Raw genomic sequence first — 15,959 nt, forward strand, 5'->3', positions numbered from 1 at the left:
AGTATATTAAGGGGTATATTTGGTTATTTTTTATTCGATTATTAAGGTTTCCTTAAGCTTATTTCTTTATAATAAACTTTTGATTCCAAATAGTCCTCACTGAAGGAATACAATGAGCAATAAAAAACATTCTCTCACTATATTTAGCTTGACTATGATTACCGTTGGCTCTGTGGACAGTATCCGTAACTTGCCAGCTACTGCATTATTTGGGAGTCAATTGATTTTTTATTTTATTCTGGGTGCCTTATTCTTCCTTATCCCAACCGCATTGGTTTCGGCAGAATTAGCCTCTGGATGGGCCAAGCAGGGTGGAGTTTATATCTGGGTTAAAGAAGCTTTTGGGAAAAAATCAGGTTTTTTGGCCATTTGGCTGCAATGGATAGAAAATGTGATTTGGTATCCCACGATTTTATCTTTTGTTGCAGGAACAATAGGTTATCTTATTAATCCCTCTTTAACTACCAATCCTTATTTTCTTTGGGCAGTCATTGTCAGTTGTTTTTGGGGAGCAACCATTGTGAATTTGCGCGGCATGAAATCCTCGGCCATGTTCAGTAATATTTGCTCTTTAGCAGGATTATTATTACCCATGTCTTTGATCATTGGTTTGGGTGCGGTTTGGATAGTTCAAGGTAACCCCTTACAAATCAGTTTTGACATGCCAAGTATTGTTCCTCATTTATCAGATAAGGGCATGTGGGTTTCATTAACCGCCATCATATTGTCGTTTTGCGGGATAGAGATTGCTACGGTTCATGCCAATGACGTTAAGGATCCCCAGCATGCTTTTCCTAAAGCCCTGGTTTATTCTGTAGGGATTATTCTGAGTACTTTGATTTTAGGTTCATTAGCGATTGCGGTAGTGCTTCCACAAAAGGATATCAATCTGGTTGCCGGGATTATGCAAGCCTTTTCTGCCTTTTTCTTGAAATATCACATGGATTGGATGATGCCCGTGGTGGCTGTGATGTTGGTTCTGGGTGGGCTTGGTGGTGTGAGCAATTGGATCATTGCCCCTACCAAAGGTCTGTTGGTTGCTGCAGAAGAAGGAAATTTACCCGAGGTATTTCAGCGGACTAATGGAAAAGGTGCTCCGGCTATGATGCTATACACCCAGGCAACCATAGTCACAGTGTTATCGGCTTTATTTTTATTTATGCCCAGTGTCAATGGCTCCTACTGGCTCTTAACGGCATTGGCGGCTCAATTATACATGCTGATGTATTTGATCATGTTTGTTGCTGCAATTAAATTGCGCATAAGCCAACCTTACCATCCCAGACCTTTTAAAATTCCAGGTGGTATGGCAGGAATGTTGTTTGTAGCAGGTATAGGCATCATTGGAGTGGTTACCACTTTAGCTGTTAGCTTTATTCCTCCAGAGGGGATTAATGTCGGCAGTGCAACACGCTATGAGCTGACTTTGATTATTGGTTTGTTGCTCATGTGTGCACCTCCTTTTATAACCAGTTGGTTGCAATCCAAAGAGGCGGATTTGGAACCTGCTGTTTAATTTAACAGGACAGGTTAATTTTAATAACCCTAGTTGTTTATGTAAGTTTCAAAAGATGGGCTATATTGACGAATTGTTGGCAGAACTATCTGCACGATTGCCAGAGTTGGAGTGGAAGATCAATGGATTGAGTTCTTCTATTTCAATTCATAATTTGCCCAAAGGCATATTCTCTTCCGTTATAGAATTCAATGGGCCTGCCTGTATCAAAGAAATCAGGGATGATATTCACGCTTTACAGAAGCATAAGGATGAATCAATTGCATGCTTTTTGGCAGAGCGTATTCAGAAAAAAATTAATGTCTTGGTCATTTTATGTCAAATGGACAAAAAGAATAACAAACCTGAAACAAAAGTTTCTTTTGATTTGACAACGCTTAGTACAAGACAACAATGGATTGAAACCATGGAAAAGAATATCTGTGTCCTGGAAGAACAACATCAAGCCATGAGAAAAACTTTGGAACAAATGAAGTCTTGCTCTAATCCTGCAACCATTTTGCATTTACAAACCGAATTAGGGAATGTTGAAAAAAGACTTACCCTGGCTAAGGAAACGCTCAATCGGGCGATATCCTGAAATCGTCATTTCTTAAATTAAAGAATATATCTTTTGCATCCCAATATTATGCTGTAAATTAGAGGCGCTTGAAAAAATTATAAAAAGGAAGGAGTAGGCTCATGTCAGATAAGTTTTCACATATTACAAAAGATATCACTATACAATTAGCCAAATTTCGCAAAGAGATGCCAGAGTTAATGACTGGCTTTTCTTCTTTGGCGCAAGCTGCGACTAAAGACGGCGCACTGGATAAAAAAACCAAGGAGTTAATCGCTATGGCGTTGGCCGTGGCAAAGCAATGTCCCGGATGCATAGGGTTTCATTCACAGACTTTAGTGAAACTGCAAGCATCAAGGGAAGAATTATTAGAAACACTGGGTATGGCGGTTTATATGGGGGGCGGCCCATCATTAATGTATGCTGCAGAGGCATTGGAAGCTTTTGAGGAGTTTAGTAAGTAATTATCAAGGAAGGCATTAAGTTGCACTTAAGCAACACTAAAATCAGTAAAAAAACCAGCAAGGCAGAGTTTTGGTAAGCATTGGCAAAGCAATTCAAAGTGCTTTGCGCTCTGCCAAGTTTGCTTTGCCGTTTCCGCAATAACAATTTTAAGAAAAAGAGGCGGTTTGTAGAAAAAATTCTGGGGGATTTACCCCAGAGGGAGCTACTGAGGTGACAACAGGGAAGCCACATGTTGTATTTGTTTTTCTTGAGGGGTCGGCTCACAAGGATATTTCTTGCTAAGTCCTAATAAAGCTACTTGGGAAACAGTCATTTTATCTTTGTCACTCTGTTGACTGGATATTTCCTTATAAGTTTGTTGGATGAGCTCGTTCATGACAAAAGAATTGAGTTGTACACCTTGCGGCAAGCAAAAAATAGGTTTGCCGTGTGTTTTTGCAGCCTCATTCGCCTGGATTAATGTTTCAGCAATACTTTCACTGGTAATAGTGAGTACGTGACGTGCCGATCTGGCCCAGGCTTGAGCTTGAGGGTCTGCTTTCATTTCCATTTGCGGAATATTGTTAGCGATATTCATATAATTATTTATTGTATCGGCCTGTAAATATCCGCTGATAAGAATTAAACTGATAAACAAAAGACGCATTTTAAATCCTCAAGATCCTTAATTATTATTTAGTAAATAATATTTGCTCGGGTTATCTGGACATTCGTGCGGTCCACATTCCAAGAATGTACTGATTACATTAGCAAGAATCAAGATAAAAAACATCCATATCATTACTTTTACCGACTTGCTTCGCACTTTATAATCTGGCATGAAACCCTTATCAAGGATTAAAGCCCCAGCAATCAACAAGATAATGATTAAAAATATGATTGCAGACCAAGTGTAAAGATGTAAACCAAAAAAGAGGCCGCCATAACCAGTATCACCAGGGGTTAAATGAATATACATTTGCCGAACTGATATAGACAATCCCAAAAGACTTGCCAAAAGCATCAGCCCATAATGTGAGGCTCTGATACCCAACATTAAATTCATAACAAAACACAGACCTACTGCAACAAAGCAGATTCTTTGCAAAATGCATATAGGACAGGGCAGTTCATAAAAGATGAATTGATCCAGAAATGCCAGGAGCAAAAGGCAACAAATTATCAATAATCCTGACGTATTCCCGAAAAGATGCCATTGCATTTGTCTGTTCATAGATTCACCAGATGGCTGTGATAATTGAAGCTGATTAGTATAAGAAATAAACTGAAAAGAAATTGGAGTGTTATGGTTTTATTGGGTTTAAATAAAATTTGTAATCCTATTATGAAATAAAGTAAAAACAGTACTATCATCATGATGATCACCATCCCTTTTGAGGGTTACAACAAAAGTATAGATAGTTTATTGAGCAATTTCGAAATTTTATTGGGTTACTGTCAATTGATCAGTATTGACGAAAAACCCCTAATCTCTTTGTTAAAAAAGTTTTTAATTCAGTTCTTTAGTTTATCTAAACTCCTATATTAAAATCATTTTTTGCTTTGGTCTTGGAGTTTTTCGTAAGCCCTGTTGATGCTTGCGGTGAAATTTTTCCGTTGTTTGTCGTCTCGTGGACTAGGGAGAGATTTCCTGAAGGTGATTTTGTTTAGCGCCAGGAGCCCGGTTTATCTTGTCAACAGCTGAAATGACTATTTAAAAGGATCTCAGCCATGACCATGTTTCTCGAAGTGAATTGATTAAAAACTAAAAAGTTAAATTCCATGCGGTTGAATCAATCCCAATTTGAATGCAATAAATAAAAAAACAAATAGAGATAATGAAATTGCAATGCGTACGGTGAGCGCTTTCACTGTGCGTTTTGATTTATCAGTGTCTTTGACGAGGTAAAAGAGCCCACTCGCTAAAGAGCCAACAATAAGAATCATGACAAAGATGATGAAGATTTTAGTGAACATTTGTTATACTCCCGGCATTGCTAGCTTCAGGGGAATGTTAGCTAACTAAATGAGTAGTTGATAAAAGATGCCTAGTTTAACCTGTTTTAATTTTCGTTTCACCTCAAATTGGCCAATGCTTATTCTTGCTGCCTTTTTCTTTTTTTTATTCATTTGTCTTGGATTTTGGCAAATACACAGAGCTGATGAAAAAACTGAAATGATAGCAGCGCAACAAGCGCTTGCAAAGCAGGATCCCATAATTTGGAAGCCAGGGCAAAAATTGCCAGAACAATATCAAAGGATTAGCCTTGAAGGGACTTTTCTACCCGAGTTATTTTTGCTTGATAATCAACATTATCAACATCAGTTTGGTTATGACGTTGTTTCTCCTCTGCTTCTTGCTGATGATTCCATCGTTATGGTGGATAGAGGATGGGTTTCTGGAGACATCACTCGGCGTACTTTTCCCAATGCCCAGACTCCCCACGGGAGGGTTAAACTATTGGGTGCGGTTTATTTCCCAAGTAAAAAACAATGGGTATTAGGGCCGAGTTTTGAAGAAAAGGAAAATAAGGTGACCATTCTTGAACTCATTGATGAAGAAATACTGAAACAACTTTTGCAAAAAAAGGTCTATCCGTTTATTATTCGCCTCGACAAGAATGAGCCTTTTGGTTTTGTACGTGAATGGGAGATAGTATCCATGCCCCCGCAAAGGCATTTTGCTTATGCGATACAGTGGTTCGCGATGGCATTGGTTATTCTGATTATATTCGTGATTTTAAATTTGAAGAAAAATGAAAAAACAATATAAATACATGACATTATTACTCTTGGTAGTGATTTTTGCAGCACCAGGAATAACGGCTTATTTATTCTATAAACATCCTTCCTGGCTTGGAACTTCTAAAGTGAATAAAGGAATTTTACTTTCTCCACCGATCGCTCTCAAACCGTTAGATAGCAGTGCAAAATGGCGCATTATCTATTGGAATCCTAATGGCTGCGACAAGACTTGTCTTAAGCAGCTTAATATGTTGGGAAGAGTCCGCCTTTCTTTTGGGAGAAAATTGTATCAGGTGGATGAATGGTTGCTTCTAAGCAACAAAGATTCATTGATCGCAGAGGAATTAAAGCCCCTTTTGAAAGAGCAAGATATCCATGTTGCGTCCTTATCATTAGCTGAAACGTCTAAACTGGCGATTTTATATCCCGAAGCCAAAATTTTTATAGCAAATCCGGATAATTACCTCATACTGAGCTATCAGCCAGGATGTAATCCCGGTGATATATATAAAGATTTGAAACTTTTACTCAATACAACTGAAATTAAGAGCGGATAAATTGATGTCTAATAGTTCAATACGATTGGCGGCAACTTTCGCTGTTTTTTTGGCTTTTTTTGTCGTTATGTTAGGTGCTTATACTCGCTTAACTGATGCGGGCTTAGGCTGCCCGGATTGGCCAGGTTGTTATGGCCGTATGGTGCTTCCAGGAGCAGAAAAAGATTTGCAAAAAGCCCAATCTCAATATCCTGATCTTCCCATTGAATCCAGGAAAGCCTGGACTGAAATGGCTCATCGCTATGTGGCAGGAACCTTAGCCCTGTTGATTTTTTTCATTGCTTTCCAGGTATGGTTCAAGCGTCGTCAGGGTCAAGATTTACCCTGGCATCTTCCCTTGGCTTTGTTCATGCTGGTGGTATTTCAGGCAGCATTGGGGATGTGGACTGTTACTTTAAAATTACTGCCTGCAGTTGTCATGGGACATTTGCTTGGTGGCATGTTAATAGTTGCCTGTTTGTGTCGTTTTCGTTTGCAAATAAGTCATCTAAACGGCCAAGATGCCCCCATATGGCGCCCTTGGCTGCGTTTGGGCGTTGTAATCATTTTGTTGCAAATTGCGTTAGGTGGTTGGGTAAGTGCCAATTATGCAGGCATTTCTTGTATCGGATTTCCATTATGTAATGGGGTCTGGTTTCCTGAATTGCATTTTGCAAAAGGATTTAATTTATTTTCCGCGATAGGCGCTAATTATCAAGGCGGTTTACTGGAGAATGAAGTTAGGGCCAGTATTCAATTTATTCACAGAGTCGGAGCGATATTGACAGCCAGTTATATACTGGCTCTTTCATTAATAATCGTGTTCAAATCGCATTCAATTTATTTAAGAGCAACCGCTATTACCATGGCTATGCTGGTATTGCTTCAATTCACTTTAGGAATAATGAATGTGATTTATCTATTACCGCTTAAAGTCGCAGTCGCTCATAATGGCGTTGCTGCACTATTATTAGCTGTGGCATTTTGTGCGTTGTATTTTACAAGAGAGAGGGAGGCCAGCCATGCGAACTGAATGCGCACCTCGATTCCCTTTGGATTGGCGTGATTACGTGGAATTGTGTAAGCCACGCGTCGTGTTGCTCATGCTTCTCACTGTCATTGTAGGAATGTATTTAGCAGCTCCCGGCTGGGTAAGCTTGCGGTTAATCGCTTTTACTTTACTTGGTATAGGACTGTGCGCTGGCAGCGCTGCTGCAATCAATCATTTGGTAGACAGGCACATTGATTCGATTATGGCCAGAACCAAAAAGCGGCCAGTAGCCTATGGGCGAGTTTCAGTCAAGCAAGCTTTATGGTTTGCAGTCATTATCGGGACAACGGGATTAAGTCTACTCATCCTTTTTGTGAATCAATTAACAGCGTTACTTACCTTTGTGACACTGATTGGTTATGCCGGTGTTTACACGGGTTATTTAAAGCGAGCTACTTCACAGAATATTGTTATCGGTGGGTTGGCCGGAGCTGCGCCTCCCTTATTGGGGTGGACTGCTGTTACTGATCAATTGGATCCTCAGGCCTTGTTATTAGTATTGATTATATTCACATGGACACCTCCCCATTTTTGGGCCTTGGCAATTTACCGCTATAAGGAATACCAAGATGCTGAAATTCCTATGTTACCGGTGACACATGGTATTCAATTCACAAAATTAAATATTTATCTGTATACGGTTTTATTACTGGTAGTTAGTCTTTTGCCTTTTGTTGTGAGTATGAGTGGCTGGATTTATTTGCTGGGCGCTTTAGTTTTGGGCATCAGGTTTTTAGTTTGGGCACATAAGTTGTATTTCACTGATAAACCAGTCGTTGCTATGCAAACATTTCGATTTTCTATTCTGTACCTGATGCTGTTGTTTGTCTTTTTATTAGTAGATCACTATATTTAAGGGGTTAGAATGAACATAAAGATAAAAGGGGGCGCTGTAACAATCACTGTATTGGCCTTGGTCAGTTTATTGGCAGGTATTTATATTTCTCAGAATTTTCATTTTAAAAAGAAGATCAATGTGGCGGATTTTCATGGAACTTATCTTGAAAATCCAAGAACGGTTAATCATTTTAGTTTGACAGGCACAGACCAGAAGGCTTTCAATAACACAAGCTTGCAGGGTCGATGGACTTTGGTATTTTTTGGCTTTACCAACTGTGGTTATCTATGCCCAACCACTATGGCAGAACTTGGAAAAATGTATCGAATTCTGGAAAAGAAAGGGGTGAAAAATTTACCCCAAGTTGTGATGATATCTATTGATCCGCAAAGAGACAGCCTTGATAAACTAGGTAGTTATGTCACTTCATTCCATAAATCATTTTATGGTGCGAGAGGTGAAGAGGATTCAATTAAATCAATGACTCAAGAAATGGGCATTGCTTATGCAAAAGTTGCCAATAAAGAGAGTTCGGAACCTCAAAATTATGATATACAGCATAGTGGGGCAGTCATGCTATTTAATCCTCAAGGCGAATTAAATGCATTTTTTACAACACCACATCATGCGGATCTCTTGGCTAAGGATTATATCTTATTGGTATCTTAACCTGTAATTCGATGTTTTATCTCTACAGGATCAATAGCTAAGCTGACTTATTTTATTTATGTCAATGGACTCTATATAGAATGCATTAGTTAATCAATTGACTGCTGCATGAATCCAAAAATTACTCCCCTGTTGGGTATAGCAGGGAGGATAATTTGCGATTTTTAATCTAGGCTTTAAGTAAGGGTTGTTGACATTTCATTTATCTTGGCTTAAAACCCGCGATTTTCTAAACTTGGCTGCTTATATCATTGCAAAGCAGCTCTGTTGTGATGCTTAAAATTTGCGTTATTAAATAGAAAGTTAGGGAAATTATTTTGGATTGTTCAGATTGAAGTATGAAATTACTGAGGAAAGTTTAATTCATGAAAATTGCGATATTGGCAACTAACCCCCATTTGTATTCTCATAAGCGTTTAAAGGCAGAGGCAGAGGCTGCGGGGCATGAGGTTAAAATTATTAACCCTTTATATTGTTATATGAACGTGGCTGCTTCTAATCCTAAGGTACATTATCGAGGTGGGGCACCTTTACCGCATTTTGATGCTGTTATTCCAAGAATTGGTGCATCCATTACCTATTATGGTACGGCAGTGTTGCGTCATATGGAAACAATGGGTATGTACACTCTTAATGAATCCATCGCTATCTCGCGTTCCAGGGATAAATTTCGATCTTTGCAGTTGCTGGCGCGTAAAGGGATTCCTATGCCGTTAACCAGTTTTGCCCAGTCTCCTGATGATACGGAAGATTTGATTCATATGGTCGGAGGAGCTCCTCTGGTCATAAAATTATTGGAAGGAACACAGGGTAAAGGAGTAATCCTTGCTGACAGTCATCAATCGGCGGTAAGTATCATCAATGCTTTTAAAGAAATGCATGCCAATATTTTGGTTCAGGAATTTATTGAAGAATCCCGAGGTACGGATATACGTTGTTTTGTCATAGGAGAAAAAGTAGTTGCCGCAGTTAAAAGACAGGCTAAAGATGGGGAGTTTCGTGCAAACGTCCATCAGGGAGGAAAAGCAGTAAAAGTGAAACTCTCACCGCAAGAACGCGCAATCGCTGTTAGTGCCGCAAAAACAATGGGATTAAGAGTTGCTGGCGTGGATCTGATTCGCTCAAATCATGGCCCATTAGTGTTAGAAATTAATTCTTCTCCAGGCCTTGAAGGTATAGAAAAAGCAACAAATATTAATTTGGCAGGAAAAATTATTGAATACATTGAGAAAAAAGCAAAGCCAATTAGTTCGAATCATAGGTTTCATGGATAGTTTTTAATGGGCTCCTGATTTGGAATCACTCTTGCCAATTAGCCAATCGGCATTAACTTCAAGTTCTTGAGCTAATGTTTTTAGTACAGCTTCATCAGGACTTGTAATTCCATTAAGCAAAGCCTCTGCTTTAAATTTTGGAACTTTGATGAGTTTAGAAAGTACCTCAATTCGTTCTGTAGTTGCCTCTGGTACTCCAATGCTATCCAATTCTTTATTCAGGCGTTCTGAAAATCTCTTGTTAAGCATAGGTTTTCTCCTAATCAAAAGGATTTTATCTATTAAACTTCTTGCCTAAGCTGTATCTTTTATTTTATTGCCGTGCTGCAAACGTTGCTGCGGTGCTTATTTAATGCATGTAAACTCCGCTCCTTAAAACATTTGCGCCTTGCCCTAAAACAAAATAAGCAGGTTATGCTAGAGGTCTATTCACAAGCTTGTATTTATTTCATATAGCATAAAAATGAAGTTTTGCAATTTTTAGACAAAAATTGCTAATTCCTTGTAATCTTTTTTTATCTCCTGTTGCCTTGCCGCTTTTAGAAGGCTATTACAGTATGTCTAATAATAGAAAGCGTGAAAAAAAATCAATTTTGATTGACGCTTGACTCCAGTGATGTAAAATCGATGAGATTTCAGGGAAAATAGTTATTGTAATTTTGGGATGATATATGCTCTTAAAAGCAGAATCGAAGTATCCTTGTGATTTAATCTTGTTTGGTACACTGGGTGATTTGTCTTGTCGAAAATTGTTACCTGCATTATATCAATTAGAATTAGCTAACTTGCTTCATGAAAAAACAAGAATTATTGGATGTGCCCGAGAAGAGCTGGATTTTTTTGCTTATGTTGATTTGATTAAACATAAAATTCAGCAATTTTTATTTGATGAAATTGATGAAGCAGTCTGGTTACGTTTTATAAAGAAACTGACTTATTGCAAGCTTGATTTGAATCAATCAGACGATTATCAAAAATTAACGGACTATGTTAACCCTTCTGAGCGAGTGGTTATTTCTTACTTGGCAATCCCTCCAAGCCTTTATTCTCAAACTTGCCGCAGTCTTGCTCGCCTTAATCTAACACAGAAACCATCGCGAGTTGTTTTGGAAAAACCAATTGGCCATGATTTGCCTTCTTCTGTAGCAACCAACGAACAAGTGGCTTGTTTTTTTGCCGAAGATCAGATTTATCGAATTGATCATTACCTGGGTAAAGAAACCGTCTTGAATTTATTAGTGCTTCGCTTCGCCAACTCCATATTTTCAACCAATTGGGATAATCGCGTTATTGATCGAGTTGAAATTTCTGTTGCCGAAGAAATCGGTGTTGAAGGCCGTTGGGAATATTATGATAAGTCGGGCCAAGTCAGGGACATGCTGCAAAATCATTTGTTACAAATATTATCTTTAGTTGCGATGGAACCCCCCTTAAGCCTTTCAGCAGAAAGCATCAGAAGCGAAAAATTAAAAGTACTGAAATCTTTGCGTTTTATTAACAAGTCTAATGTTCATGATCATACAGTACGAGCCCAATATGTGGCCAATGCTTTAGCAAATGGTAAAAAAATACCTGGTTATTTGGAAGAGGTGGGTGCTAATCAGGCATCTACAACAGAAACTTTTGTTGCTATCAAAGCCTATGTAGACAATTGGCGATGGTCTGGTGTTCCATTCTATATGCTTACTGGCAAAAGATTACCCAAAAAGCAAAGCGAAGTGGTTATTTATTTTAAACCACAGCCTTATAATATCTTCCATCCCTTAAATGAAGAATTGTACCCTAATCAGTTAATTATTCGCTTACAACCCGATGAAGGGGTGGAGGTGAGGATAATGAATAAAATCCCGGGTCTTGGTGAGCGTATGATGTTGCATGATTCCAAGTTGGATTTAAATTTTCATCATAGTTTTAAAACGCAAAGGATTGCTGATGCCTATGAGAGATTATTGCTAGAGGTCATGTTAGGTAATCAGTATCTTTTTGTAAGCCGAGAAGAAATTGAACAGGCTTGGCAATGGATTGACAGTATTGTATCGGCATGGGAAGAAGATAATATTCCGCTGTATACCTATCCAGCTTGTACATGGGGGCCAAAGGAAGTCATACGCTTATTTAATGGGCAAGCACACGTTTGGGGTGATCACAATGCAGTTTCATAGTTTTTTGGATGGCAAACAGTTGATTCAAGGAATGGTGGAGAAATTAAGAACCATTTTATCAGATGCTATCAAGCAAAGAGGGCAAGCTTATCTGGTTGTTTCCGGAGGTAAAACCCCTGTCGATTTGTTCAAGGCATTAGCTTTAGTTGAATTGCCTTGGGAAAAAGTAGTGATCACTTTGGCGGATGAACGTTGTGTCAATCTTTTTGATTCACAACGTAATGAGCGACTGGTTCGCGAATTTTTGCTGCAACATAACGCAAAAAAAGCCAAATTTATCAGCTTATTTGATGAAAAAGAGGATCCATTAAGTCATTTGGATGCGGTGAATAGGCAAATTGATTCTCTACCGATGTTTGATGCAGTCATTTTAGGAATGGGGGAAGATGGTCATACCGCTTCTTTATTTCCATGCAGTGATGAATTGAGAACAGGGTTAGATGATAAAGCCAATGCGGTACTTATTGTGAATCCCAGAACAGCTTTATTCCAGAGAGTTAGCCTATCGAAAAGGCGATTATTAAACAGTCGCACTGTTTTTTTACATTTAGTAGGTCAAAGAAAACAGGCTGTCCTGGAACAGGCAATGGTGACTAACAACCCGGAAGTCCTGCCGATCTGCGCTATTTTGAATGCCCCTGATGTCAATGTTCAGGTGATGTACGCTCCAATGGATGAGGAAAAAGAATGCATCCTATAATAAGCCAAGTGACGGCAAATATCCAAAATCGTAGTGCCGAGAGAAGAGAGGCCTATCTGAAGCAAATTGATAAGGCTCGTACTATTGGCCCGCAGCGAAGTGTTTTGCATTGTGGAAATTTAGCACATGGCTTTGCTGCTTGTGCTAAACGAGACAAGGCTATTTTGAGAGGTAATGCAAAAGCCAATATTGCCATTGTTTCTGCGTATAATGATATGTTATCAGCGCATCAACCGTATGCTACTTACCCTGATTTGATTAAAGAAGCGATATCTGCCGCAGGAGGGGTTGCGCAATTTGCCGGAGGTGTCCCAGCGATGTGCGATGGGATTACTCAGGGACAAGCGGGGATGGAGTTAAGCTTACTCAGTCGAGACGTGATCGCTTTATCTACGGCTGTTGCTTTGTCACATAATATGTTTGATGGAGGACTCCTCTTAGGTATTTGTGATAAAATAGTCCCTGGATTATTAATGGCCGCATTGGCTTTTGGCCATCTGCCTTTTATTTTTGTACCCGCGGGCCCTATGCCCTCTGGAATCTCCAATCAGGAAAAAGCAAGAATTCGTCAATTGTATGCTGCGGGTCAAGTCGACAAAAATGCACTATTGGATGTGGAAGCGGCATCCTATCATACGGCTGGAACATGCACATTTTATGGTACAGCGAATTCGAATCAATTAGTCATTGAACTGATGGGGTTGCAGCTCCCTGGCTCTTCCTTCGTGAATCCTGATACGCCCCTGCGCAATGAATTAACCAAAGCCACAGCATGTCAGATTTTGTCATTAACAGATTTACATCCTGATTATATGCCAATAGGGCAGATGCTTGATGTGAAAAATATTGTAAACGGCATTATCGGGTTATTGGCTTCAGGAGGATCGACCAATCATACCATGCACCTTGTCGCGATAGCGGCTATGGCAGGGTATTGGGTAAATTGGGATGATTTTGCGCAATTATCGGCAATTATTCCATTAATTGCCCGGATTTATCCTAATGGTCAGGCAGATATTAATCACTTTCAAAGAGCAGGAGGAATGGCTTATTTTGTTAAAACCTTGCTAGAGGCTAATTTGCTTCATCCTGATGTCAACACAGTGGTGGGTTTTGGACTGGATAAATACACGAAGCAGCCGCAATTGATTGATGGTCAATTAGCTTGGGTTAATGGTCCTGGCAGCTCAAGTAATACTGAGGTATTAACCTCCGTTGCTGCTCCATTTAAACCTCAAGGTGGTTTGCAAGTTTTAAGTGGTAATCTTGGCAGGGCGATTATTAAAACATCCAGCCTTTATGATGCGCATTATGTGATAGAAGCGCCTGCCGTCGTTTGCTCAAGTCAGGAGGAGTTTGAACATCTATTCAACCAAGGTTTGCTAAATAAAAATTGTGTGGTGGTTGTACGCTTTCAAGGTCCAAAAGCCTGTGGAATGCCAGAATTACATCAATTAACGCCAAAACTTGGCGTGTTAATGGATAAAGGTTTTCATGTGGGATTAGTTACTGATGGTCGAATGTCTGGCGCATCCGGTAAGGTTCCCGCTGCAATTCATGTGACTCCGGAAGCGGTTGATGGGGGTGGTATTGCTAAAATTGAAACGGGCGATATGATTTTGATTGATTGTAAAAGAGGGATACTTCAATTATTAATTTCTGATGAGGAATTGGCCAGTCGTCCTCCAGCTGCGGTCGATGGAAGTTTTTCTGTTCAAGGTATGGGGCGAGAATTGTTTAGTAATTTAAGATTGCATTTTACTGGGGCAGAACAGGGAGCTTGTAGCCTATTTAAAGGGAATGAGTTTTATTATGATGTCTCATGATTTAGTACAGTATGCGATTGTTGCAGACATAGGCGGCACTTTTGCTCGTTTCAGTAGAGTAAATCTTGTTAATTTGCAGATGGATAAAATCGAAATTTATCCATGTGCCGAGTTTATTAGTCTGGAATCCGCTCTAGTAAATTATAAAATCCGACATTCTCTGCAAGAAATAAAACATATTGCGATAGCGATTGCGTGTCCTGTTATCGATGATTTGGTTTCTATGACGAATTGTCATTGGCAGTTTTCAATAACTGAATTAAAAAAGGAGCTCAGCCTTGATGTTCTGGAAGTCATGAATGATTTTACAGCGATTGCGATGAGTTTGCCCGCTTTATCAACTCAGGATCTAATTCAGATTGGTAATGGTTATCTGGACACCAGTAAGGTGAGAGTGGTGTTAGGCGCAGGAACTGGTTTGGGTGTTGCCTATTTAGTTCCCCATCAACACCGCTATAGTGCTTTTGCAGGAGAAGGAGGGCATGCCGATTGGGGGGCACAAACTGAGCAAGAGTGGTTTATCTATCGTTATTTAAAAAGTAAATACTCCCATGTTTCTTATGAGCGCTTGTTATCGGGTCAAGGACTGGAAAATTTATATCAAGCTTTAGCCGAATATCATAGTAAAAAAGTTGAATTTTTGTCAGCAGCGCAAATTATATCGATGGCATTGAGTCAGGAATGTTTTATAGCTCATAAGACAGTAACCCAGTTTTTTTCAAGTTTGGGATCTTTTGCTGGCGATTTAGCATTAACTTATGGTGCTTTTGGTGGTGTTTATATTGCAGGGGGTATTGTGCCGCGTTTACTTTCCCTAATACATCAAAGCGACTTTAGAATCCAATTTGAAGACAAAGGTCGATTTAGCGATTTTAATGCGTTAATTCCCACTTATGTTATAGCAGCGTCTCAACCAGGCATTTTAGGTGCGAGTGTTAGTTTGAAACAATCATTGGCAGGAGCTTTTCATGTCATTTCCTGAGTGGAAAATACAACCAGGTACGGTATTTTGTGCATCTCCCGTCATTCCTGTCATTGTAATCAATGAGTTAGAGGATGCAATACCTTTGGCCGACGCCTTATTTGCTGGTGGAATTCATGTTCTTGAAGTGACCTTAAGAACACCAGTGGCAATAAAAGCGCTGGAATTATTGATCAATACTTTTCCAGATGAATTAATCGGTGCTGGAACTGTGATTACTCCTGCCCAACTTCATGATGTGGCGGCTGTGGGCGCTCGATTTGCCATTAGCCCTGGCCAAACCAGGGAATTATTAATAGCAGGACAGAAAAGTGGAATTCCTCTCATTCCAGGTGTAGCCAGTGTCTCTGAATTAATGGAAGGCTTGGGGATGGGATATAGCCATTTTAAATTTTTTCCTGCGGCAGCAGCTGGAGGTATCCCAATGCTGCAAGCGATATCGGGGGTATTTCCTCAAGTTACATTTTGTCCAACAGGTGGAATTAATTCCAGGAATTATGAGGAGTATCTGCGCTTGCCAAATGTAGCTTGCGTTGGAGGGTCCTGGATTGTACCGGAAGAGGCTATCAAGAATCATAACTGGTCTTTCATTACAGAGTTATGTATGGCGGTGAGTTCTCAAAAGCGAGAACTTTGCTCGCAGCGTTAATCTATTCA

General features: G+C 39.6%; 19 protein-coding genes. 14 read left to right on the top strand and 5 right to left on the bottom strand.

The features are described from left to right. The first annotated feature begins 112 nt into the window (after nucleotides 1–112). From CC34_RS0106480 to CC34_RS0106490, 3 genes are all read left to right on the top strand, one after another. Nucleotides 113–1,516, top strand: coding sequence for an amino acid permease (locus tag CC34_RS0106480; RefSeq protein ID WP_027228931.1), 1,404 nt, complete (start codon nucleotides 113–115; stop codon nucleotides 1,514–1,516). After that, nucleotides 1,506–2,096 (top strand): hypothetical protein, encoded by a 591-nt coding sequence (locus CC34_RS0106485; RefSeq protein WP_080274124.1) that lies wholly within the window; start codon nucleotides 1,506–1,508, stop codon nucleotides 2,094–2,096. Before CC34_RS0106480 ends, CC34_RS0106485 begins: the two co-directional genes overlap by 11 nt. 101 nt (nucleotides 2,097–2,197) lie before the next feature. Continuing rightward, nucleotides 2,198–2,539, top strand: coding sequence for a carboxymuconolactone decarboxylase family protein (locus CC34_RS0106490; protein WP_028379271.1), 342 nt, complete (start codon nucleotides 2,198–2,200; stop codon nucleotides 2,537–2,539). Between the two features lie 203 nt (nucleotides 2,540–2,742). Here CC34_RS0106490 and CC34_RS0106495 read toward each other — a convergent pair whose 3' ends face one another. From CC34_RS0106495 to CC34_RS0106505, 4 genes are all read right to left on the bottom strand, one after another. Beyond that, the gene (locus tag CC34_RS0106495; RefSeq protein ID WP_027228929.1) at nucleotides 2,743–3,186 is read right to left on the bottom strand and encodes a hypothetical protein; all 444 of its coding nucleotides are present in this window, start codon (nucleotides 3,184–3,186) and stop codon (nucleotides 2,743–2,745) included. Nucleotides 3,187–3,204: 18 nt separating this feature from the next. Further along, nucleotides 3,205–3,753, bottom strand: coding sequence for a disulfide bond formation protein B (locus CC34_RS0106500; protein WP_027228928.1), 549 nt, complete (start codon nucleotides 3,751–3,753; stop codon nucleotides 3,205–3,207). Beyond that, on the bottom strand, nucleotides 3,750–3,908 hold the full coding sequence (locus CC34_RS1000000117795) for a DUF5993 family protein (protein ID WP_373408703.1): 159 nt from the start codon (nucleotides 3,906–3,908) through the stop codon (nucleotides 3,750–3,752). Before CC34_RS1000000117795 ends, CC34_RS0106500 begins: the two co-directional genes overlap by 4 nt. A gap of 384 nt (nucleotides 3,909–4,292) precedes the next feature. Beyond that, nucleotides 4,293–4,496 carry a twin transmembrane helix small protein gene (locus CC34_RS0106505; protein WP_028379272.1) on the bottom strand — a complete coding sequence of 68 codons (204 nt, stop codon included), beginning with the start codon at nucleotides 4,494–4,496 and terminating at the stop codon, nucleotides 4,293–4,295. A gap of 67 nt (nucleotides 4,497–4,563) precedes the next feature. Here CC34_RS0106505 and CC34_RS0106510 point away from each other — a divergent pair, with 67 nt between their 5' ends. The 6 genes from CC34_RS0106510 (at nucleotide 4,564) to rimK (ending at nucleotide 9,632) form a co-directional block, all read left to right on the top strand. After that, entirely contained in the window at nucleotides 4,564–5,292 is a 729-nt protein-coding gene (locus tag CC34_RS0106510) for an SURF1 family protein (RefSeq protein WP_028379273.1), read from the top strand. Next, on the top strand, nucleotides 5,276–5,821 hold the full coding sequence (locus CC34_RS0106515) for a redox-active disulfide-containing membrane protein (protein ID WP_028379274.1): 546 nt from the start codon (nucleotides 5,276–5,278) through the stop codon (nucleotides 5,819–5,821). The genes CC34_RS0106510 and CC34_RS0106515 overlap by 17 nt, the downstream gene beginning before the upstream one ends. Before the next feature lie 4 nt (nucleotides 5,822–5,825). After that, entirely contained in the window at nucleotides 5,826–6,833 is a 1,008-nt protein-coding gene (locus CC34_RS0106520; protein WP_028379275.1) for a COX15/CtaA family protein, read from the top strand. Continuing rightward, entirely contained in the window at nucleotides 6,823–7,707 is an 885-nt protein-coding gene (cyoE, locus tag CC34_RS0106525) for a heme o synthase (protein ID WP_028379276.1), read from the top strand. The genes CC34_RS0106520 and cyoE overlap by 11 nt, the downstream gene beginning before the upstream one ends. Nucleotides 7,708–7,716: 9 nt before the next feature. Continuing rightward, nucleotides 7,717–8,358, top strand: a complete 642-nt coding sequence (locus CC34_RS0106530; protein WP_028379277.1) for an SCO family protein — start codon at nucleotides 7,717–7,719, stop codon at nucleotides 8,356–8,358. 365 nt (nucleotides 8,359–8,723) lie between these two features. Beyond that, on the top strand, nucleotides 8,724–9,632 hold the full coding sequence (rimK, locus tag CC34_RS0106535) for a 30S ribosomal protein S6--L-glutamate ligase (RefSeq protein WP_010946163.1): 909 nt from the start codon (nucleotides 8,724–8,726) through the stop codon (nucleotides 9,630–9,632). A gap of 3 nt (nucleotides 9,633–9,635) precedes the next feature. On the opposite strand, the gene CC34_RS0106540 is transcribed toward rimK, so the two are convergent. After that, nucleotides 9,636–9,881 (bottom strand): hypothetical protein, encoded by a 246-nt coding sequence (locus CC34_RS0106540; protein ID WP_027223492.1) that lies wholly within the window; start codon nucleotides 9,879–9,881, stop codon nucleotides 9,636–9,638. A 422-nt stretch (nucleotides 9,882–10,303) separates the two neighbouring features. On the opposite strand from CC34_RS0106540, the gene zwf reads away from it, so the two are divergent. From zwf to CC34_RS0106565, 5 genes are read left to right on the top strand one after another with little or no spacing between them, the layout of a single operon-like run. Next, complete coding sequence (gene zwf / locus CC34_RS0106545; protein ID WP_028379278.1) at nucleotides 10,304–11,794, top strand: glucose-6-phosphate dehydrogenase; 1,491 nt, start codon at nucleotides 10,304–10,306, stop codon at nucleotides 11,792–11,794. Then, nucleotides 11,781–12,494 (top strand): 6-phosphogluconolactonase, encoded by a 714-nt coding sequence (gene pgl / locus CC34_RS0106550; RefSeq protein ID WP_028379279.1) that lies wholly within the window; start codon nucleotides 11,781–11,783, stop codon nucleotides 12,492–12,494. The genes zwf and pgl overlap by 14 nt, the downstream gene beginning before the upstream one ends. Further along, complete coding sequence (edd, locus tag CC34_RS0106555; RefSeq protein ID WP_028379280.1) at nucleotides 12,482–14,320, top strand: phosphogluconate dehydratase; 1,839 nt, start codon at nucleotides 12,482–12,484, stop codon at nucleotides 14,318–14,320. Before pgl ends, edd begins: the two co-directional genes overlap by 13 nt. After that, a complete protein-coding gene (gene glk / locus CC34_RS0106560) occupies nucleotides 14,307–15,302 on the top strand; it encodes a glucokinase (protein ID WP_028379281.1) in 996 nt (331 codons plus the stop codon). The genes edd and glk overlap by 14 nt, the downstream gene beginning before the upstream one ends. Beyond that, nucleotides 15,289–15,951, top strand: a complete 663-nt coding sequence (locus tag CC34_RS0106565) for a bifunctional 4-hydroxy-2-oxoglutarate aldolase/2-dehydro-3-deoxy-phosphogluconate aldolase (protein ID WP_028379282.1) — start codon at nucleotides 15,289–15,291, stop codon at nucleotides 15,949–15,951. Before glk ends, CC34_RS0106565 begins: the two co-directional genes overlap by 14 nt. Nucleotides 15,952–15,959: the final 8 nt, after the last annotated feature.

The sequence above is a fragment of the Legionella pneumophila subsp. fraseri genome (assembly GCF_000586315.1).
Classification (GTDB): domain Bacteria; phylum Pseudomonadota; class Gammaproteobacteria; order Legionellales; family Legionellaceae; genus Legionella; species Legionella pneumophila_B.